Genomic DNA, 21,815 nt, shown 5'->3' with positions numbered 1-21,815 from the left:
TCGCAGCCGACGATCAGGATCCGATGACCCATCTCGGCGAGCGCCGCGAGCGTGTTCTGCGACGTCGTCGATTTGCCGATGCCGCCTTTGCCGTAAAATGCGATTTGTCGAAGTGATGACATTCTGCTCTCCATCAACCGATTGCCAATGTCCCGCATGCGCCTTGCATGACGAGACCGCGTCCTCTCTCCAGAACCGGCAGACGGGTTATTGGGAAGGAGAGCATCGCTCGTCCGAAGCGTCGGCGTGCACTCAGCCCTCAACCTTTGCCTGAGCCCAGTTTTGCAACTGATGTGCCAGAGCTTTGGAATCGTTAAAAAGGCCATGTTTTGAAAGAGATGCGGCCAAGCTCGGCGCTAGGATGTACTTGTTGCAAATCCGACATCGGGGGTTTTCACCCGACGCTCCCGCGCCGTGCTGTCCGAAACGACACATGCCGCCGCGGCTCCGAGCGACGCTTCCGTAGAGAACACCGCGGAACGCTCGCCGAGGCCGGCCAGGAGCGGCGGTACGGAGTTTGCTTGATGTAGATCAAACCCGCTTTCGAACGGGCCAGCAGGAGTACTTTTGATGGCGAGCAAGGCGCGCGTCTTTGTCATTGAAGCCGATCAGGTGATCCGCTCGGCGCTCGGCTACATTCTCAGCGAGCGTCACGAGACCTTCACCTTCGCGGAGACCGCGGATGCACTGAGCAAGGCCGTGCGGGCCACACCCGATGCCGTCCTGGTCGGGAGCAGCATCCTGGAGGACGACGGCGCCGAGACCGTCGGCATGCTTGCCCGGAAGATGCATCAGGCAGGCATCATCGTGGTCGCGGGATCGACCCGATCGCCGCTCGCGTTGGCCGGCCTGCAGCAGGGCGCGGAAGCCGTCATCGCCAAGCCGATCACCTTCGACGGCGTCACGCACGCGGTCGATTCCGTGCTGGCACGGCGCGGGAGCGAACCGGGCCCGACGGCATCGCCGGCCCGCATATCCACGGAGATCAGCCGGTGACACGGAGAGCCTGATGTTGAAGATGACCCAGACCACGGCGCCGGGGGCGCCGGACATCGAGGACATCGTCGAGAATTTCGCGCTGCTCGACGACTGGGACGACCGCTACCGCTATGTGATCGAGCTCGGCCGCGGCCTCTCGCCGCTGCCCGACGCCGACCGCAATGATGGCAACAAGGTGCAGGGCTGCACCAGCCAGGTCTGGCTCGCCACCACCGTGCGGCACGACGCCGCAGCACCGGCGCTCCACTTCATCGGCGACAGCGACGCCCACATCGTTCGCGGCCTGGTCGCGATCCTCCTGGCCATGGTGTCGGGCCGCACGGCAAGCGAGATCCTGGCCGCCGATCCGATCGCCCTGTTCGAGAAGCTCGGCCTGCGCGAGCATTTGACCCCGCAGCGCTCCAACGGTTTCCGCTCGATGGTGGCCCGCATCAAGGCGGATGCCCAGGCGGCGCTGGCGGCGGCGGCGTAGGTTTGATTGGCTTATTTTCTGGCTTGATTGATCCGTCTTGTGGCGGCGATCTCGGTGCACCCTCTCCCCTTGTGGGAGAGGGTGGCGGCCCCTGGCGATGCGAAGCATCGCCCTGGGTCGCCGGGTGAGGGGTTGTCTCGGCATATTCAGACGGTCGTGGCTCGCGGAGACAACCCCTCACCCGAGTTTGCCTGGGACTCACAGCGGTGCTGCCCTCTCCCACAAGGGGAGAGGGCGCATCAATCAGCACCGTCTCTTTGCGATCATCAAGCGTAGGGCAAGTCGTCTCTACGCGAAAAACTCCTGCGCCTTCCTCAGCGCGCGCACGAGGACATCGACCTCTTCCCGCGTGTTGTACATCGCGAACGAGGCACGGCAGGTCGCCGTCACGCCGAAGCGTTCCAGCAGCGGCATGGCGCAATGGGTGCCGGCGCGGACCGCGACGCCGGAGCGGTCGATGACGGTGGCGAAGTCGTGGGCGTGGGCGCCCTGCATCTCGAACGAGACGATCGCGCCCTTGTCGGCGGCATTGCCGATGATGCGCAGCGAGTTGATCTCGCGCAGCTGCTCGGTGGCATAGGCGACGAGATCATGCTCGTGCGCCGCGATGCGCTGCTTGCCGATCGAGGCGACGTAATCGATCGCCGCGCCGAGCCCAGCCGCTTCAACGATCGGCGGCGTGCCGGCCTCGAAGCGATGCGGCGGGTCGCCATAGGTGACAAAGTCCCGCGATACCTCGCGGATCATCTCGCCGCCGCCGTTGAACGGCGGCATCGCGGCCAGGAGCTCGCGCTTGCCGTAGAGCGCGCCAATGCCGGTCGGACCATAGATCTTGTGCCCGGTGACGCAGTAGAAGTCGGCGTCGAGATCGCGGACGTCGACCTCCATGTGCACGGCGGCCTGCGAGCCGTCGACCAGCACGGGAATGCCGCGGGCGTGCGCGATGCGGATGACCTCCTTGACCGGAACGACGGTGCCGAGCACGTTCGACATCTGTGTCATCGCCACCATCTTGGTGCGTGGCGTCAGAAGCTTCTCGAATTCGTCGAGCAGGAAGTTGCCATCGTCATCGACCGGAGCCCATTTGATGACAGCACCCTGGCGCTCCCTGAGGAAATGCCAGGGAATGATATTGGCGTGGTGCTCCATGATCGAGAGCACGATCTCGTCGCCCGGCCCGATCCGCTCGCGCCCGAAGGTCTGCGCCACCAGATTCACCGCCTCGGTGGCGCCGCGCGTGAAGATGATCTGCTCCGGGCTCTCAGCATTGAGGAACGCCGCGACCTTGGCACGGGCGCCCTCATAGGCCTCGGTGGCGGCGTTGGCGAGATGATGCAGGCCGCGATGCACGTTGGCATATTCGGACGTATAGACCTGGTTCATCCGGTCGAGCACCGCCTGCGGCTTCTGCGCCGAGGCGGCGTTGTCGAGATAGACCAGCGGCTTGCCGTGCACCTGCATGCCGAGGATGGGAAAATCCGCCCGGATGCGGCCGACGTCGTAGCCGCTTCCCTGCACCGCTGCATGCATCATCTACTCCCGTCGTCCGAGCCAGCCCAGCATCGCCTCGGTCAGCGCCGCCCGCACGCTCTCATTGGCCGCGCCTTCGATGATCTCGCCGATGAAGGCCTGGATCAGCAGCGCCTTGGCCTCCTTGGGCGGAATGCCGCGCGCCATCAAGTAGAACAACAGCTCATCGTCGATGGCGCCGGTGGTCGTGCCGTGACCACACTGCACGTCGTCGGCGAAGATCTCGAGCTCCGGCTTGCTGTCGGCCTCGGCCTCGTCGGACAACAGCAGCGCCCGCGACATCATCTTGGCGTCGGTCTTCTGCGCGCCGGGGCTGACGGTGATCTTGCCCTGGAACACCGCGCGCGCGGTATCGCCGACGACGGCCTTGAAGGTCTCGCGGCTCTGGCCGTTCTCGGCGGCGTGCTCGATAGCGAGCGTGGCATCGGCATGCTGCGTGCCCGACAGCAGCGCGCCGCCGCGGATATCGGCGACGGTGCCCTCACCCGCAAGGCGGACGAACAGCTGATTGCGCACCAGGCCGCCGCCGGCAACGAAGCCGAGCTGGTTGAAGGTCGCGCGCGCGCCGATATTGGCGAGCAGCGAGCCGATATGCAGCGCGCTGTTGCCCTCGCTGACGACCTTGACGTGATCGATCCGCGCCTCGTCGCCGACGACGAGTTGCATTGCGGCGTTCACCTGATACTCGCTGCCGTCGGGTCCCTGATGCGTCTCGACTATGGTGGCGCTGGCGCCGGCACCGATATTGACCAGCGACCGCGTGAACATCGAGGTCGCGACCCAGTTGGTCGTGACGAAGGCGACATGGATCGGCCGGCTCAGCACGGTGCCCGGTGCGACCAGGATCACGACCCCATTGGCGGCCAGCGCGGTGTTGAGCGCCAGCGCCGGATCGTCGTCCGGCACCATCGGGCCGAGACGCTGCGACAGCAGCGGCTTGTCGGCGACGAGCGCGTCGGCCATCGGCTGGATGGTGAGGCCAGTCTCGAGATCGGCGAGGTCCGACAGCTCGGGCACGAAGGCGCCGTCGACGACCATCAGCTTGCGAAAGCCGGCGCCGGCGAACAAGTCGCGCGCCTCGCGCGCCTTGGCCTTCGCAGCATCGTCCGGAAGCGAAGCGAGACGCTTCGCCTCCTTCATCTGCGTGCGAAGATCGGTGTAGCGCCAGGCTTCGACGCGCCGATGCGGCAGGCCGACCGCGTTGAAGCGGTCGAATGCGGCGGCGCGCACCGCCGTGATCTCCTCGCCACCCGGCAGATAGCGGCGGGCGCCCTGATACAGATCGGCCAGTCCGAGCTCGGCCTTGGTCTTGCGGATCGCGACGCCCATGCTCGTGCTCCTCGCGCTCTTACGCCGCTTCGCTCTGATACTGGGCGTAACCGGTCGCCTCGAGCTCGCGCGCGAGGTCCGCGGTCCCGGTGCGGACGATGCGCCCTGCCGCGAACACGTGGACGATGTCGGGCACGATGTAGTCGAGCAGCCGCTGATAATGGGTGATCACGATCATGCCGCGCTCAGCGGAGCGCAGCGCGTTGACGCCGTTGGCGACGACCTTCAGCGCATCGATGTCGAGACCGGAATCGGTTTCGTCGAGCACGCAGAGCGAGGGCTGCAGCAGCGCCATCTGCAGGGTCTCGTTGCGCTTCTTCTCGCCGCCGGAGAAGCCGACATTGAGCGGCCGCTTCAGCATGTCGGCGTCGATGTTCAGGGTCTTGGCGATCTCGCGCACGCGCTTGATCAGGTCGGGCGACGACAGCTCCTCCTCGCCGCGCGCCTTGCGCTGGGCATTGAAGGCGGCGCGCAGGAACGTCAGGGTGGCAACGCCGGGGATCTCCAGCGGGTATTGGAACGCGAGGAACACACCCTTGGCGGCGCGCTCGTCGGCCGCCATCGCCAGCAGGTCCTCGCCGTTGAGATAGACCTCACCGGCGGTGACCTCGTAGCCGGGCTTGCCGGCGAGCACGTAGGACAGCGTCGACTTGCCGGCACCGTTCGGCCCCATGATGGCGTGGATCTCGCCCTTGTTCACGGTCAGGTCCAGGCCCTGGATGATCTTCCGTCCGCCGGCGATCTCGGCGTGGAGTCCCTTGATTTCGAGCAGGGCCGTCATCGAACACTCCTTCTGATGTTGTCGCCGCGCGACGCCGTCATCCAACCGAACCTTCGAGCGAGATCGAGATCAGCTTCTGCGCCTCGACGGCGAATTCCATCGGCAGCTGTTGCAGCACGTCCTTGACGAAGCCGTTGACGACGAGGCCGACCGCTTCCTCTTGGCTAAGGCCGCGCTGGATGCAGTAGAACAGCACGTCCTCGGAGATCTTGGACGTGGTTGCCTCGTGCTCGAACACCGCCGAGGAATTCTTTGCCTCGATGTAGGGCACGGTGTGTGCGCCGCATTTGTCGCCGATCAAGAGCGAGTCGCAGGCGGTGAAGTTGCGCGCCCCCGACGCCTTGCGATGCGCGCTGACCAGGCCGCGATAGGTGTTCTGCGACTTTCCGGCGGCGATGCCCTTGGAGATGATCCGGCTCGACGTGTTCTTGCCGAGATGGATCATCTTGGTGCCGCTGTCGACCTGCTGGAAGCCGTTGGAGATCGCGATCGAGTAGAACTCGCCGCTGGAATTGTCGCCACGCAGGATGCAGCTCGGATATTTCCAGGTGATCGCCGATCCCGTCTCGACCTGGGTCCAGGAGATCTTGGAATTGGTGCCGCGGCAGTCGCCACGCTTGGTGACGAAATTGTAGATGCCGCCGACCCCTTCCGAATTGCCGGGGTACCAGTTCTGCACCGTCGAATATTTGATCTCGGCATCATCGAGCGCGACCAGCTCGACCACGGCGGCATGGAGCTGGTTCTCGTCGCGCTGCGGCGCGGTGCAGCCTTCGAGATAGGAGACGTAGGCGCCCTTGTCGGCGATGATCAGGGTGCGCTCGAACTGGCCGGTGTTGCGCTCGTTGATGCGGAAATAGGTCGACAGCTCCATCGGACAGCGCACGCCCGGCGGGATGTAGACGAACGAACCGTCGGAGAAGACCGCCGAATTGAGCGTGGCGAAATAATTGTCGGTGGTCGGCACCACCGTGCCGAGATATTTCTGCACGAGGTCCGGGTGCTCGCGCAGCGCCTCGGAGATCGGCATGAAGATCACGCCGGCCTTTTTCAGCTCCTCCTTGAAGGTCGTCGCCACCGATACCGAGTCGAACACGGCATCGACCGCGATCCTGCTGCGCGGCGCCGCCGCCTCGCCGTCGACATTGGTTTCCGCCGCCGCAGGCCGCTCGACGCCCTCGAGGATTTCGACCTCACGCAGGGGAATGCCGAGCTTTTCGTAGGTCTTCAGGATCTCCGGATCGATCTCGTCGAGCGAGGCCACCTTCTTCTTCGGCTTCGGCGCGGCGTAATAATAGAGATCCTGATAGTCGATCCTGGGATAGCCGACCCGCGCCCAGGTCGGCTCGGCCATGGTCAGCCAGCGGCGATAGGCCTCCAGCCGCCATTCCAGCATCCAAGCCGGCTCGTTCTTCTTGGCCGAGATGAAGCGGATGGTGTCTTCCGACAGCCCCTTCGGAGCCTTCTCGGATTCGATGACGGTCTCGAACCCGTAGCGATATTGATCGACGTCAATGCCCTTGACCCGATCAATGGTCTCCTGAACTGCTGCCATCGCTCACTCCGCTTGCAATGTTTCCGCCGCGGCCCGCGTCAGGCAGGGACGCAGGTGTCCGGCACCGGACAGACGGCAGCGCATTGCGGCGCGTCGAAATGGCCTTCGCACTCCGTGCACTTCTTCGGATCGATGATGTACATGTCGTTCTTGAGCCGAATGGCTGCGTTCGGGCACTCGAATTCGCATGCCCCGCAGACCGTGCATTGTGAGGCGATGATCTTGTAGGTCATGTGCAGCTCCCGCGATTCCTGCGACATCGAGCGATGTCATTCGCGCGTTATCTTTCAAGCGCCGTGCCAGAGAGCATTTGGTTGATTTCTAAGGAGGATTCTAAAGTTCGCCGGTCACGGCGAGCTGTCGCTCTCCCGACAGCATGTCGCAAGTGCGACAGGACGCGAAGTAAGCGGTAGTCTCCGAAATCGGACTGCCAACCGCGACGACGGTGCGCTCCCCTCCCCCTTGCGGGGAGGGGTCGGGGGTGTGGGTCCACGCGCACGCGGCATGTGATGCGCGCTGATGCTCTGTCGAGGACACCGGCCATCGTTGATACATCGAACCGCTGAGCAACCGAGCGTAAGCCGCGGCAAGACCTGCATAACGATCGAATGCACTCACAACGATTTGCGTTCGGAGACCCCCACCCCCAACCCCTCCCCGCAAGGGGGAGGGGAGTCGACCGCCACCGTGGTTGAAAGCTCGACTCTCACGATGACTGCAGCGGTCGACCGCAGCGTGCGCCCAAACAAAAGGGCGCGCCAGCCGCGCGCCCTTCAAAGAGCCGAAGCCAGGCCGCTCAGAACCGCTTGACCTCGATGTTGTGCTTCTTCAGCGCGTAGCCGATCTGGCGCGGCGTGAGGCCGAGCAGGCGCGCGGCCTTGGCCTGGACCCAGCCGGACCGCTCCATCGCCTGCACGATGCGGTCGCGTTCCGGCACAGCGCCGCCCTCCATGCTATCGGAATACTCGCCGTCATCGGCATCGATCGCCGGCAGCTCGACGGGAGCCTCGACCGGCGCCGACGTCCGCGGCAGGATCGGCAGCGGCACCATCGGCTGGCCGCGCGGCGGCGGAGGCGTCACCGTATTGCCCTTCCACAGGATCGCCGACATGCACTCGTTGCGACTGCAGGCGAAGTCGTCCATGCCGATCGCCGAGCCCGTCGCCATGGTCGCGGTCCGCTGCACGCAGTTCTCCAGCTCGCGCACATTGCCAGGAAAGCCGCAATGCATCAGCACCTCGATGGCGCTGACGTCGAAGGTGAGATCGCGCTCGTTCTCGCAATTGAAGCGGCGCAGGAACTCGCGCGCCAACTGCGGGATGTCGCTGCGCCGCTCGCGCAGCGGCGGCAATTTGATCGGCACCACGCTGATGCGGTAGTAGAGGTCGGCGCGGAACTCGTTGCGCGACACCGCCTCCTCGAGATTGCGGTTGGTGGCGGTGACGATGCGGACATCGACCTTGATGGTCTGGTTGCCGCCGACGCGCTCGAACTCCTGCTCCTGCAGCACGCGCAGCAGCTTGGCCTGGAACGCCGGGGAGATCTCGCCGATCTCGTCGAGGAACAATGTGCCCTTGTCGGCCAGTTCGAAGCGGCCCTTGCGAGCGTTGATCGCGCCCGTGAAGGCGCCCTTCTCGTGGCCGAACAGCTCCGACTCCAGCACCGTCTCCGGCAATGCGGCGCAGTTGATCTTGATGAACGGCCGCTTCGCGCGATTGGACAGTTCATGGATCGCCTTCGCCACCAGCTCCTTGCCGGTGCCGGATTCCCCGCGCAGCAGCACCGGCGCATTCGACTTGGCGACGACGTTGATCTTCTCCAGCAGCGCGCGCAGCGCCGGGCTGTCGCCGACGATGCCGTCGACCAGCACCCTCTTGCGATCCTTCGGCACCGGCTTCAGTTCCGAGAGCTCCTTCTGCAGCCGGTGGCTTTCCGCCATCAACCGCTCGCGGTCGCGCGCCACGACGCGATGCAGCTTGATGGTCTGGCCGATCAGATTGGCGACCATGGTCAGGAAGCGCACATCGGAATCCAGCCGGAAGACGGCGCGGCCGTCCCAGACCCGGTCGATCGTCAGGGTGCCGACGACGCGCTGGTCGATGCGGATGGGAACACCGAGGAAGGACACACGGGTGTCGGCGCCGGCGCCGAGCGTGGCCGCATCCGCATCGCTGAAGGCGGGATGATCGGCGACGTTCTCGGCGATCAGCGGCACGGCGGTGGCGACGATCTGGTCAATGGCCTTCTGCGGCAGGCGCTCGCGATAACGCTGGTCGCTGCCTTCGCTCCACCCGGCCCCGACTGCGAGATCGGGAATGCCGTCATCGGCGAGCAGCGACACCACGCCGTGGCGCATCTGCATGAAGGACTGCAACAGGTTGACGACATTGGCGAGGGTGATCTCCAGCCGCGTCGGCGCGGCGAGAATTTTCGAGATTTCGAAAATTCCGGTCAGCGCGATCTCGCTGAGCGGAATCGGCGCGGCGTTGGACCTGACGTCCTGAGCTTCGACCTGACGTGTTTCCGTTTGGACCATCGTCGCTTCTCTGATCGTCACGAACGCCTTGGTGAAGCCGCCCGTGATTGTAGGTGTTCTAACATCCTCCCTTAACCGCAGATGATTGTCGTGCCTAACTTTGCTGCATTGCCGCAGAAGTAGTGTGCAACGGACAGATCAGAAAAGCTGCAGGCTTTCATGATGTTAACAAATTAGTTTGCACCCGTGACGATGCGTGCATTGCACGTCCGCCCGGGCGGCAAAGACGATGCGCCTGACGATTTCGCGTTGTCTTCTCGACATCTAGTATTCGCGTATCCGCCGGCATGTTTGCGACCGGATCGCAACGGACAACACCTGAACACCAACTTTCCACGTCCGGCCCGCCGCTCGACTCCTTCGGCTGCCAGCCGCGGCATGACGCGTTCACATCCACGTGTCGGCCGCGCGCGGCTGTGATCAACCTAGAGGTGCTGCCCCCCGTTGATCTGAATCTCCTCGCCGGTCACGTAGCTCGCCGCATCCGAGCACAAAAAGAACAGCACCTTGGCGACCTCTTCCGGCGCGCCGATCCGGCGCATCGGAATCAGCGGCGAGAACCGCGCCTCGGTCTCCGGCGACACCATCTCGGTCTTGATCTCGCCCGGCGCGATGGCGTTGACGCGGATGCCATGCGGCGCGAAGTCGTGCGCCATCTCACGGGTGAGGCAGGCGAGCGCCGCCTTCGAGGTCGCATAGGCTGTGCCCGCAAACGGATGGACGCGGGTGCCGACGATCGAGGTCACGTTGACGACCGCGCCCTGCCCGCGCTTCAGCTCCTCGAACAGCCCGCGCGCCAGCAGGATCGGTCCGAGAAAATTGACGTGAAAGACGGTCATCCAGGTTTCGACCGAGGTCGACAGCGAATCCAGCCGGCCGCCGTCGCCGGCCTTCGGAGAGATCGCGGCATTGTTGATCAAGGCATGCAGCGGCGCGCCGTCGAGCCGCTGCTTGATGTCGGCAATCGCACGCGGGATCGCCTTGCGATCGCTGAGATCGACCTGGACGTGATTGTCGGGACCGGCGTCCCACGGACAGCGGCCGCCATCGAAAGGCTGGCGCGAGCAGGTGATGATGCGCCAGCCGGCGTCGGAGAACAGCTTTGCGGTCGCATGACCGATGCCGCGCGAGCCGCCGGTCAGCACGAGCGTTTTCTGCTCGGTGCGCGCGGGCCGCTCGGCGGCGGCCATGTCTCGATGGAACGGGCACGCCGTGATGGTCCCGGCCGCCTCGATGACGGGTTCGCGGACGTCCTGGTCGAGATCGAGGCTCACCTCATCCGTCCTGATCCTGCGCCGCAACGCCACCAGGACGCCGGCTACCGAGCTTCGGCTGCTGCCTTTGCCTCAGACGTGGTCTGGGCGCAGGCTCCGCGACGATCGGAAATACCAGTGGTATCGCCATGCTCCGGTTGTGCAGATTCCGGGCCAGCGAAAACAGCGGGCAAAGCAGCCTTTTCCTGTCGGGTTCGCGACAGATTGGCGGGTTCTGGACACATCCCGCGTCGGCTTTGGACCGCGTCCTTCGCAAGACCGTCAAAGCGCGATCGTTTTCAGAACGATGGCCGATGGTCCAACTCTTGCTCGACGGAACCGATCATTCGAACTGGAAGACCGCTTGTCAGTCGAACGATGGACAGCCACGAGACGCCAACAGCGTATGGACCAGGACATGGGGACGAATGCAGTGCGCTTCGCCGTGGTCCTCGGGACCAACGACGTCGCGTCGGCGATCGGCGTGCATCTGCATCGTGCCGGCTTCTGCGTGGTGCTGTCGCATGATCCCAATCCGCCGGTCATGCGCCGCAAGATGGCGTTTCACGACGCCCTGTTCGGCGACACGGTCCGCGTCGAGAACGTGACCGGCGAGCGCATCGAGAGCACGATGGAGGTGTTCAAGGCGCTCGGCAATCCCCGGCACGTCCTCGTCACCCCACTCGGATTGCTCGATCTCCTGCCGGTCCGTACCATCGACGTCCTGATCGACGCGCGGATGCAGAGGCGCGAAGTGACCCCGGACCTGCGCGGCATGACGCGGCTCTCGATCGGCATCGGTCCGGGTTTCTCGCCGTCGGCCAATTGCGATATCGCGATCGAGACCCGGCCGGACCGGGTCGGCCAGATCGTACGCCAGGGCTGGACGCTGGCAACGGATGATGTCGGCGCGCTCGTCGGCGTCGAGTGCCTGGTGCATTCGCCGCATGAGGGCCGATGGCATACTCCGATCGAGATCGGCACGCGCATCTACAAGGGCTTCGTGATCGGCCATCTCTCCGGCGCGCCGGTCACGGCCCCCCATGACGGCATCCTGCGCGGCATCGTCCGCGACGGCAGCGACCTGCCGGCCGGCATCGCGCTCGCCGAGATCGATCCACGCGGCCGTCATGCGCAGTGGACCGGGATCGATGCGCAGGGACAGGCACTCGCCCAGGCGACGCTGGCCGCCATGCGGCTGCATGTCGCGCACTGCATCAGGACGAGCGCGAGCCTGCCCGCGGACCTGCCCGCGGATCAGATCGTTTCGAACGATTCTGATTAGCCCGCGCCCTGCGCGCCGGCCTTGGCATCCCGGTTGCTTATCGTTTGCAGGAGCGAGCAACAGCCATGATCATCTGTTCCTGCAACGTCATCAGCGACACGGCCATTCGCGACGTCGTCACGGCGGCCGACATCACCTTCGGCTCGCCGGCGCAAGTGTATGATTGTCTCGGCTGCACGGTCCAATGCGGCCTCTGCTCGCGCTCGGTGAAACGGATTCTCGACGAGCGGCAGGCTGACACGGCCGTCGCGGCGGTGTGGCCGGTGCAGCCCGAGCCGGCGCCGTGCGCGATGATGTCCGCCGCGTAGCTCCGACACGGATTTGTCGGATGTCGGACAAAGGCGACAACGCCGAGCTGCACACGTCTATCCGCATCGCAGTCCGTCACCTCAATGCGTGTTGCTCTCGCTCCACGTCTCCAGGTCCTTGGCCGCCTCCGAGCGCTGCTCCTTCTCCGGCTTCTCGGCCCAGGGCTTGTCGGTCTGCTTCATCGAGCCCCAGTCGCTTTTCTGGCGCGGATCGTCCTTCGGCGTTTCCTTGCTCATCAGCTCGCTCCTTGTCCGCTCGCGCTCACCCGGCGGGATCCTCGGTGGCACGCCTCGACGGTGTGACCTGCGTGGCAATCATCGGGACGAGACGAAGTTCCAAGGCATGCTCGCCATAGGCGATCTGCCGCGGAGCTGCCGCCGCGTGCTCCGCGCTGCAAATTGCGAATAGCCGGTCGGATGGTTCGTTGCGGCCGGACTCACGCCGCGTCGGCCGGCACCATCGCCTCGATCGTGACGCCGGCGCCGGTGGTGGCCACCGTCAGGGTGCCCCCCAGCGCCAGCAGCCGCTCGCGCATGCCGGTGAGGCCGAAGCCGAGCTTGTGCTCCGGGCTGAACCCGCGGCCGTCGTCGCGGACGCGCACCCGCGTATAGCTGCGGCGATGGCCGGCCGTCGTCTGCTGCAGCGGCTCGATGGTGACGTCGACCGCGGTGGCCTCGGCGTGGCGGAACACGTTGGTCAGCGCCTCCTGCACCACCCGGTAGATCGTCAGCTCCGCCGTCTCGTTGCTGCGCACGACCGTGTCGGTGAAGCTGGTCTCGATCGCGACCTCCGGGCGCGACTCCCGCCACAGCCGCACCAAAGCGCCGAGCGCCTCGCGTAAGCCAAGCTCGGCGAGGCCGACGGGCCGCAGCCGCTCCAGGATGCGGCGGTTGAACTGCTGCACGGCGTTGACCTGGTCGAGGATCGCCTGGCCGTGCCGACGCATCGCGGCGACGTCGAGCGTCGCAGCCTCCGGCAATCGCATCAGCGCGCTGGCATGGGCGCGCAGCGCGAACAAATGCGGCCCGAACTCGTCATGCAGCTCGCGCGCGATTTCCTTGCGCTCGTGGTCCTGCAGCGACACCGTGCGCTCGGCGAGGCGGCGCTTCTCCTCCACCGCCTCGCCGAGCGCGCCGGCGAGATGGTTGAGCTTGGCGCAGAGCGCCGCGAGCTCGGGCGCGCCGCCCGGCTTGACGCGGGTATCGTAGGCGCCGGCCTCGATCCGGCTCATCGCGTCCGACAGATCCGAAAGCGGCGCCAGCGCGCGGCCGACCACGAGCATGGTGATCGCGAACAACGCCAGCCCGACCAGCGAGCCGACGACGAGCTGGGTGACGATGCCGTCCCAGATCTCCGCGATCTCGTCGTCGGGATGCGAGGTGATCACCAGCGAGTCACTCTGGCCGGCGACGATGACCGGCATGCTGACCGAGGTCTTGTCGGGATGCACCAGTGCGATGAACCACGCCGGTGCCGCGCGGCCGACGCCGGGAGAGGGCGGAGTCTGCGCCGGCATTCCCTGCCGTCTCACGCTGACGTGACGAAGCTGTCGGAGATCGCCGACGATCCGGTCCAGCCGCGCGTTCGGATCCGGCGCGTCGTTGACCTCGTCCATGATGGTCTCGACGAAGGCCCGCGTCAGGCGGATGACGCTCTGGTCCTCCGCCAGCACGCGCGGCGCCGCCTCCAGCACGAGACGGCCGATGTTGATGGCGAGGCCCAGCGTCAGCAGCAGCGCCAGCAGCACGTTGATGCGGGTCCGCAACGACCAATTCTGCCACATTCTCTCCGCCTCACCGCCACCGGGTTTCATGCGCACTCACATTGACAGACAAATCCGCCGGCGATCTAATTGCAACATCATGCAATACCGCGCAGCATGCATTAATGATGCATCGCAACAATGACGCGAGTTGGAAGTCCGGGACCCCAAGGCCATGCGCGTACTGATCGTCGATGACCATCCCATTGTGGCATCAGGCTGCCGGGCCCTGCTCTCGACCGATCCGGAGCTCGAGCTGATCGAAGCCGCGGACGCCGAGAGCGGCGAAGCCGGCTTCATCGCGCGCCGGCCGGACGTCTGCGTCGTCGACATCAACCTGCCGACCGTCTCCGGCTTCGAGCTGGCGCGGCGCATCCTCGCCCACGACGGCAATGCCCGGCTGATCATGTTCAGCATGAACGACGATCCGGTGTTCGCGGCGCGCGCCATCGACATCGGCGCCAAGGGCTACGTCTCCAAGAGCGGCGATCCGAACGATCTCGCCGAGGCGATCCGCGAGGTCGCCCGCGGCGGCAGCTATCTGCCGCCGGCGATCGCGCGCAGCATCGCGTTCGCGGGCGCCGCCGTCGCGCAGAGCCCGCTGGCGAAACTGACCTCGCGCGAGCTCGAGATCCTGCGCCTGCTCAGCGCCGGCAAGAGCCTGTCCGAGATTGCCTGGCTGATCCACTCGTCCTACAAGACCGTCGCCAACACCTCCTCGATCATCCGCCAGAAGCTCGGCGTGCGAACATCCGGCGAGCTGGTGCGTTTGGCGATCGAGAACGGCGTTGCTTGACTCGTCCCGATTGAACGACGCAGCCTGACACGCGTTGGCGATAGCCACGCCAACAGCCCGACATCATTGCCGAACAGGTGATCCCATGACGCTCACGACCGTCTCCCAGAACAAATCCCATGGCGGCGTCCAGGGCGTCTACCGCCACGCCAGCCAGGAGACCAGGACCGAGATGACGTTCTCGGTGTTCGTGCCGCCGCATGCCGACGGCGCGAAGCTGCCGGTCGTCTGGTATCTCTCCGGCCTGACCTGCACCCACGCCAACGTCACCGAGAAGGGCGAGTTTCGCGCCGCCTGCGCCGAGCTCGGCCTGGTCTTCGTGGCGCCCGACACTTCGCCGCGCGGCGACGGCGTGCCCGGCGATCCCAACAACGCCTATGATTTCGGCCTCGGCGCCGGCTTCTATGTCGATGCGACCGAGGCACCTTTCGCGAAGAACTACCGGATGTGGAGCTACGTCACCGAGGAGCTGCCGAGCGTGGTCGCGGCGAACTTCCCGGTCGATCCGCGCCGGCAGTCGGTGATGGGCCACTCGATGGGCGGCCATGGCGCGCTCACGGTGGCGTTGCGCAACCCCGACCGCTACCGCGCGGCAAGCGCGTTCTCGCCGATCGTCGCGCCGTCGCAGGTGCCGTGGGGCGAGAAGGCCCTGGGCGGCTATCTCGGCGCCGACAAGGCGGCGTGGCGCAAGCACGATGCGGTGGCGCTGATCGAGGACGGCGCGCGCGTCTCCGACCTGCTGGTCGATGTCGGCACCGCCGATCAGTTCCTGACCCAGCAGTTGCGCCCGGAGTTGCTCAAGGCCGCTTGCGACAAGGCCCACATCCCGCTGCTGCTGCGCAAGCAGGAGGGCTACGACCACAGCTACTACTTCATCTCGACCTACATGGCCGATCATCTGCGCTGGCACGCCGCGCGGCTCGGCCGCTGACATCAGCCGCGGCCTTGATTTGCCCGACGGGCGCGATCGCGCGCCGTCGAGGCAATGTCATGATCTTCACCGTCCGATCATCTCCTGCGCGCGCAGGCCGATTTCCGCAGGCCGCGCAAGGCGATCACCGTGTCCAGTGCGTCGGGGAAAAAGATTCTGCTTTCGCTTTTCCAGAAAACATGATTGTATCGCGCCATCCCGCCTCGTCGAGAGGGCGTATCGCGGTCGTCACGAACGTGGAGGCGGGATGCGGTGGACGCCGGCGGCGCGCAGCATGCTCGCGAGAGCATGCGGACGAACGCGCCGCGGCGTACGGCCAAGTCGCGTGGTCCTGGCATCCCGATGCCGATGCCCCCGTGGCGGCGCGTGAGAAGCGTGTCGTCGCGCACGGTGACCAGAAAGCCCGGCGCACCGGGGAGAACGCGAAGCAACCGTTAAGACCATCCGCGCAGGGAGGGCCGGGATGTCCCAGCCGAACCTGTGGTACCTGCCGCCTGCATTTTCTTCTGCAGGCGGGCCATGGGGGCGGCAGGCTCCCGGCCTTCCCTGCGCCTCTCTGCTTTTCGAGGGGCGATCGACATGCACAGCTCGGGCCTCAGCGGGCCGCGAGGATACGCCATCATGTCCAACAATGGCCTTGGTTGATCAAATCGACGCGGCATCGGGGCCTCATGGTTCGAGACGCGCCTTCGGATGCATCGATGACGTGGCTGGCTTCAGCGCACGGCGCTCCTCACCATGAGGGGCGCGAGCAGCAGTCTCGGCGAGGAGAGTCTTGGATGTCACCACGCGCTTCGCCCTCATCCTGAGAAGCCCGCCGCAGGCGGGCGTCTCGAAGGATGGCGGCGGGCGCGGCAGGCGCCACGCTCAACGCGATCACTGCCTACTGCGCCTGCGGCGCGCCGTAGTTCGGCGCCAGCAGGCGGTTGCGGATCAGCCAGGCCATGGTGCGGGTCCAGGATTCGTCGGTGTTGCCGCGCATGTCGGCGGTAACAGCCGCGACCGGCTTCCCGGTATGCGCGTCGCGCAGATAGATGTTCATGTTGAGGATGAGATTGGAGACCTTCTGCACCGTCCCGGTGATGGCGAGATCGGCACCGATGTCGCCCGCGAGCTTGACGTCGCAGCCGCCGCAGGCCTGCAGATTGCTGTGGTGCGCCGCATCGTTGACGGGGGCGATGTCAAGGACGCGAAAACGTCCGGAATCCTGCAGCGCCGATCGCAACTGCTCGGCGGCGTGCGCCAGCCTGGTCTGCTCGTCCTGGCGCGGGCCCTGCACCTCGCCCTGCAGGCTGGTGTCGATCAGCTCGAAGTCGAACACCGCCACCTTGGTCGGCTCGGCATGCACTGATGTCGCAGACATCAGGATCAGGAACGCGAAGAGAACGGCAGGTTTCAAGGTCGTGATCCGAAATGACGCGACAGCGGCCAAAAGTGGGGTTGAAAGCTAGGCCAATTCGTTCATCTTGCAAGACGAAACCTCGCCGGAAAAGGACGAGGGAACAGTGGGAGGACATGTGGTCCTGGGAGTTCTGGCCCGATCTCTGATCGGCGCGATCGGCCTCATCGCCGCCGCAACCGCCGCCAGCGCGGCGGAGCCGGTCGACATCGCGATCGGTTATCTCGGCCGTAGCGGCGTGCCGCAGACGTTGTCGCCGCTCGACCAGCCAGCGGCCGATGATGGCGTGGCCGGCGCGAAGCTCGCGATCGAGGACAACAATACCACCGGCAAGTTCCTCAACCAGCGCTTCACTTTGATCGAGCGCCGCATCAAGGACGACGAGGACGCGGCGCAGGCCGTCAATGAGCTCGCGGGAAAGGCCGGCTTCATTCTCGCCGACCTTCCGGCGGATGCGCTGCTGAAGGTCGCAGACGCCCTGCGCGGACGTGGCACCACCCTGCTCAATGTCGGCGCCACGGACGACCGCCTGCGCGAGCAGGACTGCCGCGCCAACGTCATCCATGTCGCCCCGACACGCTCGATGCTGGCCGATGGGCTTGGGCAGTATCTGGTATGGAAGCAGTGGAAGCGCTGGCTTCTGGTCACCGGCTCGCACGACAACGACAAGCTGTTCGCCGACGCGCTGCGTCGCGCCGCCACCCGTTTCGGCGCTAGAATCGTCGAGGAGCGCACCTTCGAGGACACCGGCGGCGCGCGGCGCACTGACTCTGGCGTGACCCTGATCCAGCGCCAGATGCCGGTGTTCACGCAGAAGGCGCCGGCCTATGACGTGCTGGTCGCCGCCGACGAGAGCGAGGTGTTCGCCAACTACCTGCCCTATCGCACCTGGGATCCGCGCCCCGTCGCGGGCTCCGCCGGCCTGCGTCCGACCAGCTGGGATCCGGCGCAGGACCAGTGGGGCGCGACGCAATTGCAGAACCGCTTCATGAAGCTGGCATCACGCCGCATGGACGCGTTGGACATGCAGGCCTGGATGGCCGTGCGCATGATCGGCGAGGCTGCCTCGCGCACCAACTCCGGCGACGCAAAGACGTTGACCGACTATCTCAAGGGCCCGAACTTCACCATCGCCGCCTTCAAGGGCACGAGGCTCTCGCTGCGCGACTGGAACCTGCAACTGCGCCAGCCGATCCTGCTGGCTGACGGCCGCATGATCGTCTCGGTCTCGCCGCAGGAGGGTTTCCTGCATCAAGTCTCCGAGCTCGACACCCTCGGTGTCGACCGCCCCGAAACCAAGTGCAAGCTGCAATGATGTCGGATTGGAAGATGTTGATGACGATGCGCAGTCCGACAACCAATGTGGCTATCGGTCTGGGGCCTCATGGTTCGAGACGCGCCCAAGACGGCGCTCCTCACCATGAGGGTCAAGAGCCGAGGGCGGCACTGCACACCGACCATGAACACGCCGAGAGGCGTGTTCATGGAGAGGGGCGAGATCACGGGGAGGTTCAGCAGCAAGGTCTCGAGCGCGCATGGCTTGGATCTAACCGCGCACACCGGCCTCGTCCTGAGGAGCCCGCCGGAGGCGGGCGTCTCGAAGGACGGCCACGGCTTCGCAGGTATGTCGGCATGGCAGCCAGCCTGCTCACCGCCGCGCTGTGGCTGGCCCACGCGTCGCCCGCCTCCGCCTACGTCGCCTTCGTCTCCAACGAAAAAGGCAACACCGTCTCCGTCATCGATACCGACACATGGACCGTCACCAAGACCATCAAGGTCGGCCAGCGGCCGCGCGGCATCGCGTTCACGCGCGACGGCAAGTTCGTGATGGTCGCCGTCGGCGATGACGACACCATCCAGGTGATCGACGCCAGGAAGATGGAGGTGGTGGACACCCTGCCCTCCGGCCCGGATCCCGAGCTGTTCGCGCAGGACGCCGCCGGCAAGACGCTCTATGTCGCCAACGAGAATGACAACACCGTCACCGTGCTCGACCTCGAAAAGCGCGTGCGCATCGGCGATGTCCAGGTCGGCGTCGAGCCCGAGGGCATGATGCTCAGCCCGGACGGCAAGATCCTGATCTGCACCTCCGAGACCACCAACATGGCGCATTTCATCGACACGTCGACGCGCCAGATCGTCGCCAACGTGCTGGTCGATGCGCGGCCACGCTATGCCGAGTTCAAGAGCGACGGCTCGGAACTGTGGGTGTCGGCGGAGATCGGCGGCACGGTGTCGATCATCGATCCCGCCAAGCGCGAGGTCACCGGCAAGATCAAGTTCGCCGTGCCCGGCCTGCGCAGCGAGGCCATCCAGCCGGTCGGCATCGCCCTGACCAAGGATGGCAAGACCGGCTTCGTCGCACTCGGCCCCGCCAACCGCGTCGCGGTCGTCGACGGCACCACCCACGAGGTGAAGAAATATCTCCTGGTCGGCCAGCGCGTCTGGCACATGGAATTCACGCCGGATGAGAAATATCTTCTGGTCACCAACGGCGTCTCCAACGACGTCTCGGTGATCGACGTCGCGGCGCAGAAGGTGATCAAGACCATCCAGGTCGGCGAGCTGCCCTGGGGCATCACGATCGCACAGCCATGACGACGCAGAACGCACCCGCTCTCGACGCGACAGGCGCCACGCCGCAAACGGCTCCCGACCAGGTACCGGCACTGTCGGTCGCCGGCGTCAGCCATTCCTACGGCGCACGCAAGGCGCTCAACGACGTCAGCTTCGCCGTGAGGCCTGCGAGCTTCACCGCCCTGCTCGGCCTCAACGGCGCCGGCAAGAGCACCTTGTTCTCGCTGATCACGCGGCTGTTCGCGGTGCAGACCGGCCGGATCGGCATTTTCGGCCATGACATCGGCCGCACGCCGGGCGAGGCGCTGCGGCTGCTCGGCGTCGTGTTCCAGCCGCGCACACTCGATCTCGATCTGTCGCTGACGCAGAACCTGCTCTACCACGCCGCGCTGCACGGCATCTCGCGCCGCGAGGCCCGCGCCCGCAGCGAGGAGCTGCTGACACGGATCGGCCTCGCCGACCGCGCCGGCAACAAGGTGCGTGACCTCTCCGGCGGCCAGATGCGCCGCCTTGAAATCGCCCGTGCCCTGCTGCACCGGCCGCGCCTCCTGCTGCTCGACGAGGCCACCGTCGGTCTCGACGTCAAGGCTCGCGCCGACATCGTCGGTCATGTCCGTCAGCTCGTCACCGAGCAGGGCATCGGCGTGCTCTGGGCCACGCATCTGTTCGACGAGATCGCGCCGACCGACGATCTCGTGGTGCTGCATCAAGGCCGCGTGCTGGCGCGCGGGCCGGTGCCGCAGGTGATCACCGAGGCCGGCGCGTCCGATGTCAACGCCGCGTTCGCGCGGCTGACGACGCAGGCCAGCCCGGCGCGGAGTGCAGAGTCATGACCGTCACGACCGTCCACTCACCCGCCCCCACACGCAGCGGCTTCTCGGCCGGCGAATACATCACCTGCCTCACCGGCATCGTCTGGCGCGAGGGGCTGCGCTTCCTGCACCAGCGCGAGCGCTTCGTCTCGGCGCTGGTGCGGCCGCTGGTCTGGCTGTTCATCTTCGCCGCCGGCTTCCGCCAGGTGCTGGGCATCTCGATCATCCCGCCCTACGAGACCTACATCCCCTACGAGGTCTATATCGCGCCCGGCCTGATGGCGATGATCCAGCTGTTCAACGGCATGCAGTCGTCGCTGTCGATGGTCTACGACCGCGAGATGGGCAACATGCGCACTTTGCTGGTGAGCCCGCTGCCGCGCGGCTATCTCCTGTTCTGCAAGCTGCTCGCCGGCACCGCCGTCTCGGTGCTGCAGGTCTACGCGTTTCTCGCGATCGCCTGGTTCTGGGACATCACCCCGCCGCCGATGGGCTATCTCACCGTGCTGCCGGCGCTGGTCCTCTCCGGGCTGATGCTCGGCGCGCTGGGCATGCTGATCTCCTCCGGCATCAAGCAGCTCGAGAACTTTGCCGGCGTCATGAACTTCGTGATCTTCCCGATGTTCTTCGCCTCGTCGGCGCTCTACCCGCTGTGGCGCGTCGAGGAAGGCAGCCCGTGGCTCGCTTATCTCTGCGAGGCCAACCCCTTCACCCACGCGGTCGAGCTCATCCGCTTCGCGCTCTATGGCAAGCTGAACTGGGTTTCGCTCGCGGTGGTCGGCGGCTGTACCGCCGTGTTCATGATCGGCGCGATCCTGGCCTACGATCCGTCGCGGGGTCTTGTCAGGCGTGGTCCCGGAGGCGAGGCATGAGGTTGAGAACGATCCTGGCGGCCGTCGCCATCGCAGCGTCAGCAGGCGCTGCGATGGCCGCCGATCCGCGCTATCCGGATTGGCCCTGCCCGCAGGCCAAGGTGCCGGAAATCTCCATCGCGGCCGTGTGGTCCGGCCCTGCGATCGACGATGTCGGCGCGAGCTGGAAGGACGACGCCAAGATCGCGGAGCTGGTCGCCAGGCTGGCGGCGCGCCGCATCCCGCTGGAGCAGGCGCAGAAGGACGTCGCCGATTTCCTGACCGGTACGCCTGAGGAGAAGACCCGCAAGGGCAAGCTGCTGTTTGCCGGCCTGTTCGATACGCTGAACGCCCAGCGGACGTCGGTCATGAACGGCCTCGAGCGCGTCATGCGCAAGCAGCGCGAAGCGGTCGAGAAGGTGCGCGGCGACACCATCGCGTTGCAGGAGATGCACAGCGGGCCCAACCCGGATCAGGCCAAGGTCGAGGAGATGACCAACCAGTTGAACTGGGAGACGCGCATCTTCGAGGACCGGCGTCGCGTGATGAAGTTCGTCTGCGAGGTCCCGACCGCGATCGACCAGCGCCTGTTCGCCCTGGCCCGCGAGATCCTGCAGGACATGGAGTAGATCCGCGGA

22 protein-coding genes are annotated in these 21,815 nt (G+C 65.8%); 11 read left to right on the top strand and 11 right to left on the bottom strand.

The window, feature by feature from the left end:
- Positions 1-122, bottom strand: a 122-nt coding sequence (locus ACQR1H_RS08045; RefSeq protein WP_434907388.1) for an ArsA-related P-loop ATPase, incomplete at its 3' end; no start/stop codon positions are given.
- Positions 123-570: 448 nt separating this feature from the next.
- Between ACQR1H_RS08045 and ACQR1H_RS08040 the strand changes: the two genes are divergently transcribed.
- Both ACQR1H_RS08040 and ACQR1H_RS08035 read left to right on the top strand, forming a co-directional pair.
- Positions 571-996 carry a response regulator gene (locus tag ACQR1H_RS08040; RefSeq protein WP_316179931.1) on the top strand — a complete coding sequence of 142 codons (426 nt, stop codon included), beginning with the start codon at positions 571-573 and terminating at the stop codon, positions 994-996.
- A 13-nt stretch (positions 997-1,009) separates the two neighbouring features.
- Entirely contained in the window at positions 1,010-1,471 is a 462-nt protein-coding gene (locus ACQR1H_RS08035; RefSeq protein WP_434872636.1) for a SufE family protein, read from the top strand.
- A gap of 288 nt (positions 1,472-1,759) precedes the next feature.
- Here ACQR1H_RS08035 and ACQR1H_RS08030 read toward each other — a convergent pair whose 3' ends face one another.
- The 7 genes from ACQR1H_RS08030 to ACQR1H_RS08000 all read right to left on the bottom strand — a co-directional run bounded on the left by ACQR1H_RS08030 (position 1,760) and on the right by ACQR1H_RS08000 (position 10,476).
- Positions 1,760-3,001 (bottom strand): cysteine desulfurase, encoded by a 1,242-nt coding sequence (locus ACQR1H_RS08030; protein ID WP_316179927.1) that lies wholly within the window; start codon positions 2,999-3,001, stop codon positions 1,760-1,762.
- 3 nt (positions 3,002-3,004) lie between these two features.
- Complete coding sequence (sufD, locus tag ACQR1H_RS08025; protein ID WP_315803700.1) at positions 3,005-4,330, bottom strand: Fe-S cluster assembly protein SufD; 1,326 nt, start codon at positions 4,328-4,330, stop codon at positions 3,005-3,007.
- 19 nt (positions 4,331-4,349) lie between these two features.
- A complete protein-coding gene (sufC, locus tag ACQR1H_RS08020; protein WP_315803701.1) occupies positions 4,350-5,111 on the bottom strand; it encodes a Fe-S cluster assembly ATPase SufC in 762 nt (253 codons plus the stop codon).
- A 37-nt stretch (positions 5,112-5,148) separates the two neighbouring features.
- Complete coding sequence (sufB, locus tag ACQR1H_RS08015; RefSeq protein ID WP_434880235.1) at positions 5,149-6,666, bottom strand: Fe-S cluster assembly protein SufB; 1,518 nt, start codon at positions 6,664-6,666, stop codon at positions 5,149-5,151.
- A 38-nt stretch (positions 6,667-6,704) separates the two neighbouring features.
- Complete coding sequence (locus ACQR1H_RS08010) at positions 6,705-6,899, bottom strand: 4Fe-4S dicluster domain-containing protein (protein ID WP_006609648.1); 195 nt, start codon at positions 6,897-6,899, stop codon at positions 6,705-6,707.
- Positions 6,900-7,462: 563 nt separating this feature from the next.
- The gene (gene nifA, locus ACQR1H_RS08005; protein ID WP_315803703.1) at positions 7,463-9,202 is read right to left on the bottom strand and encodes a nif-specific transcriptional activator NifA; all 1,740 of its coding nucleotides are present in this window, start codon (positions 9,200-9,202) and stop codon (positions 7,463-7,465) included.
- Positions 9,203-9,627: 425 nt separating this feature from the next.
- The gene (locus tag ACQR1H_RS08000; protein ID WP_434837715.1) at positions 9,628-10,476 is read right to left on the bottom strand and encodes an SDR family NAD(P)-dependent oxidoreductase; all 849 of its coding nucleotides are present in this window, start codon (positions 10,474-10,476) and stop codon (positions 9,628-9,630) included.
- 397 nt (positions 10,477-10,873) lie between these two features.
- On the opposite strand from ACQR1H_RS08000, the gene ACQR1H_RS07995 reads away from it, so the two are divergent.
- A complete protein-coding gene (locus ACQR1H_RS07995; protein ID WP_315803705.1) occupies positions 10,874-11,740 on the top strand; it encodes a xanthine dehydrogenase in 867 nt (288 codons plus the stop codon).
- Positions 11,741-11,805: 65 nt separating this feature from the next.
- Positions 11,806-12,048 (top strand): (2Fe-2S)-binding protein, encoded by a 243-nt coding sequence (locus ACQR1H_RS07990; RefSeq protein ID WP_316179915.1) that lies wholly within the window; start codon positions 11,806-11,808, stop codon positions 12,046-12,048.
- Positions 12,049-12,129: 81 nt separating this feature from the next.
- Here the strand turns inward: ACQR1H_RS07990 and ACQR1H_RS07985 are convergent, their stop codons facing one another.
- Positions 12,130-12,285, bottom strand: coding sequence for a hypothetical protein (locus ACQR1H_RS07985; RefSeq protein WP_315803707.1), 156 nt, complete (start codon positions 12,283-12,285; stop codon positions 12,130-12,132).
- Between the two features lie 200 nt (positions 12,286-12,485).
- A complete protein-coding gene (locus tag ACQR1H_RS07980; RefSeq protein ID WP_434907373.1) occupies positions 12,486-13,832 on the bottom strand; it encodes an ATP-binding protein in 1,347 nt (448 codons plus the stop codon).
- A 154-nt stretch (positions 13,833-13,986) separates the two neighbouring features.
- Here ACQR1H_RS07980 and ACQR1H_RS07975 point away from each other — a divergent pair, with 154 nt between their 5' ends.
- Positions 13,987-14,607, top strand: a complete 621-nt coding sequence (locus ACQR1H_RS07975) for a response regulator transcription factor (protein ID WP_315803709.1) — start codon at positions 13,987-13,989, stop codon at positions 14,605-14,607.
- 85 nt (positions 14,608-14,692) lie between these two features.
- Positions 14,693-15,538, top strand: coding sequence for an S-formylglutathione hydrolase (fghA, locus tag ACQR1H_RS07970; protein WP_315803710.1), 846 nt, complete (start codon positions 14,693-14,695; stop codon positions 15,536-15,538).
- An 883-nt stretch (positions 15,539-16,421) separates the two neighbouring features.
- Here fghA and ACQR1H_RS07965 read toward each other — a convergent pair.
- On the bottom strand, positions 16,422-16,901 hold the full coding sequence (locus ACQR1H_RS07965; protein WP_316239566.1) for a DUF3280 domain-containing protein: 480 nt from the start codon (positions 16,899-16,901) through the stop codon (positions 16,422-16,424).
- Positions 16,902-17,070: 169 nt separating this feature from the next.
- Here ACQR1H_RS07965 and ACQR1H_RS07960 point away from each other — a divergent pair, with 169 nt between their 5' ends.
- From ACQR1H_RS07960 to ACQR1H_RS07940, 5 genes are all read left to right on the top strand, one after another.
- Entirely contained in the window at positions 17,071-18,252 is a 1,182-nt protein-coding gene (locus tag ACQR1H_RS07960; protein ID WP_434893863.1) for an ABC transporter substrate-binding protein, read from the top strand.
- 317 nt (positions 18,253-18,569) lie between these two features.
- Positions 18,570-19,535, top strand: a complete 966-nt coding sequence (locus tag ACQR1H_RS07955; RefSeq protein WP_315803711.1) for a YVTN family beta-propeller repeat protein — start codon at positions 18,570-18,572, stop codon at positions 19,533-19,535.
- Positions 19,532-20,347, top strand: coding sequence for an ABC transporter ATP-binding protein (locus ACQR1H_RS07950; protein WP_434872640.1), 816 nt, complete (start codon positions 19,532-19,534; stop codon positions 20,345-20,347). The genes ACQR1H_RS07955 and ACQR1H_RS07950 overlap by 4 nt, the downstream gene beginning before the upstream one ends.
- Entirely contained in the window at positions 20,344-21,198 is an 855-nt protein-coding gene (locus ACQR1H_RS07945; RefSeq protein ID WP_434872641.1) for an ABC transporter permease, read from the top strand. Before ACQR1H_RS07950 ends, ACQR1H_RS07945 begins: the two co-directional genes overlap by 4 nt.
- Positions 21,195-21,806: a hypothetical protein gene (locus ACQR1H_RS07940; RefSeq protein WP_434872642.1), complete on the top strand. Its 612-nt coding sequence runs from the start codon at positions 21,195-21,197 to the stop codon at positions 21,804-21,806. The genes ACQR1H_RS07945 and ACQR1H_RS07940 overlap by 4 nt, the downstream gene beginning before the upstream one ends.
- The last annotated feature ends 9 nt before the right edge of the window (positions 21,807-21,815 follow it).

This window comes from Bradyrhizobium sp. HKCCYLRH2015, from assembly GCF_051168215.1.
In the GTDB taxonomy this organism is placed as follows: domain Bacteria; phylum Pseudomonadota; class Alphaproteobacteria; order Rhizobiales; family Xanthobacteraceae; genus Bradyrhizobium.
Note: the sequence above shows the minus strand (reverse complement) of the source record. Positions and strands in the feature narration are given on the sequence as shown.

Excerpts from the sequence above, each read along its gene's own strand:
- ACQR1H_RS08010 (WP_006609648.1), bottom strand. The coding sequence starts at position 6,899 with ATGACCTACAAGATCATCGCCTCACAATGCACGGTCTGCGGGGCATGC.
- ACQR1H_RS08030 (WP_316179927.1), bottom strand. The coding sequence starts at position 3,001 with ATGCATGCAGCGGTGCAGGGAAGCGGCTACGACGTCGGCCGCATCCGG.
- sufC (WP_315803701.1), bottom strand. The coding sequence starts at position 5,111 with ATGACGGCCCTGCTCGAAATCAAGGGACTCCACGCCGAGATCGCCGGC.
- ACQR1H_RS08035 (WP_434872636.1), top strand. The coding sequence starts at position 1,010 with ATGTTGAAGATGACCCAGACCACGGCGCCGGGGGCGCCGGACATCGAG.
- sufB (WP_434880235.1), bottom strand. The coding sequence starts at position 6,666 with ATGGCAGCAGTTCAGGAGACCATTGATCGGGTCAAGGGCATTGACGTC.
- ACQR1H_RS07950 (WP_434872640.1), top strand. The coding sequence starts at position 19,532 with ATGACGACGCAGAACGCACCCGCTCTCGACGCGACAGGCGCCACGCCG.
- sufD (WP_315803700.1), bottom strand. The coding sequence starts at position 4,330 with ATGGGCGTCGCGATCCGCAAGACCAAGGCCGAGCTCGGACTGGCCGAT.
- ACQR1H_RS07995 (WP_315803705.1), top strand. The coding sequence starts at position 10,874 with ATGGGGACGAATGCAGTGCGCTTCGCCGTGGTCCTCGGGACCAACGAC.
- fghA (WP_315803710.1), top strand. The coding sequence starts at position 14,693 with ATGACGCTCACGACCGTCTCCCAGAACAAATCCCATGGCGGCGTCCAG.
- ACQR1H_RS07975 (WP_315803709.1), top strand. The coding sequence starts at position 13,987 with ATGCGCGTACTGATCGTCGATGACCATCCCATTGTGGCATCAGGCTGC.
- ACQR1H_RS07940 (WP_434872642.1), top strand. The coding sequence starts at position 21,195 with ATGAGGTTGAGAACGATCCTGGCGGCCGTCGCCATCGCAGCGTCAGCA.
- ACQR1H_RS07985 (WP_315803707.1), bottom strand. The coding sequence starts at position 12,285 with ATGAGCAAGGAAACGCCGAAGGACGATCCGCGCCAGAAAAGCGACTGG.
- ACQR1H_RS07955 (WP_315803711.1), top strand. The coding sequence starts at position 18,570 with ATGGCAGCCAGCCTGCTCACCGCCGCGCTGTGGCTGGCCCACGCGTCG.
- ACQR1H_RS07980 (WP_434907373.1), bottom strand. The coding sequence starts at position 13,832 with ATGTGGCAGAATTGGTCGTTGCGGACCCGCATCAACGTGCTGCTGGCG.
- ACQR1H_RS07945 (WP_434872641.1), top strand. The coding sequence starts at position 20,344 with ATGACCGTCACGACCGTCCACTCACCCGCCCCCACACGCAGCGGCTTC.
- ACQR1H_RS07965 (WP_316239566.1), bottom strand. The coding sequence starts at position 16,901 with ATGTCTGCGACATCAGTGCATGCCGAGCCGACCAAGGTGGCGGTGTTC.
- nifA (WP_315803703.1), bottom strand. The coding sequence starts at position 9,202 with ATGGTCCAAACGGAAACACGTCAGGTCGAAGCTCAGGACGTCAGGTCC.
- ACQR1H_RS08040 (WP_316179931.1), top strand. The coding sequence starts at position 571 with ATGGCGAGCAAGGCGCGCGTCTTTGTCATTGAAGCCGATCAGGTGATC.
- ACQR1H_RS07990 (WP_316179915.1), top strand. The coding sequence starts at position 11,806 with ATGATCATCTGTTCCTGCAACGTCATCAGCGACACGGCCATTCGCGAC.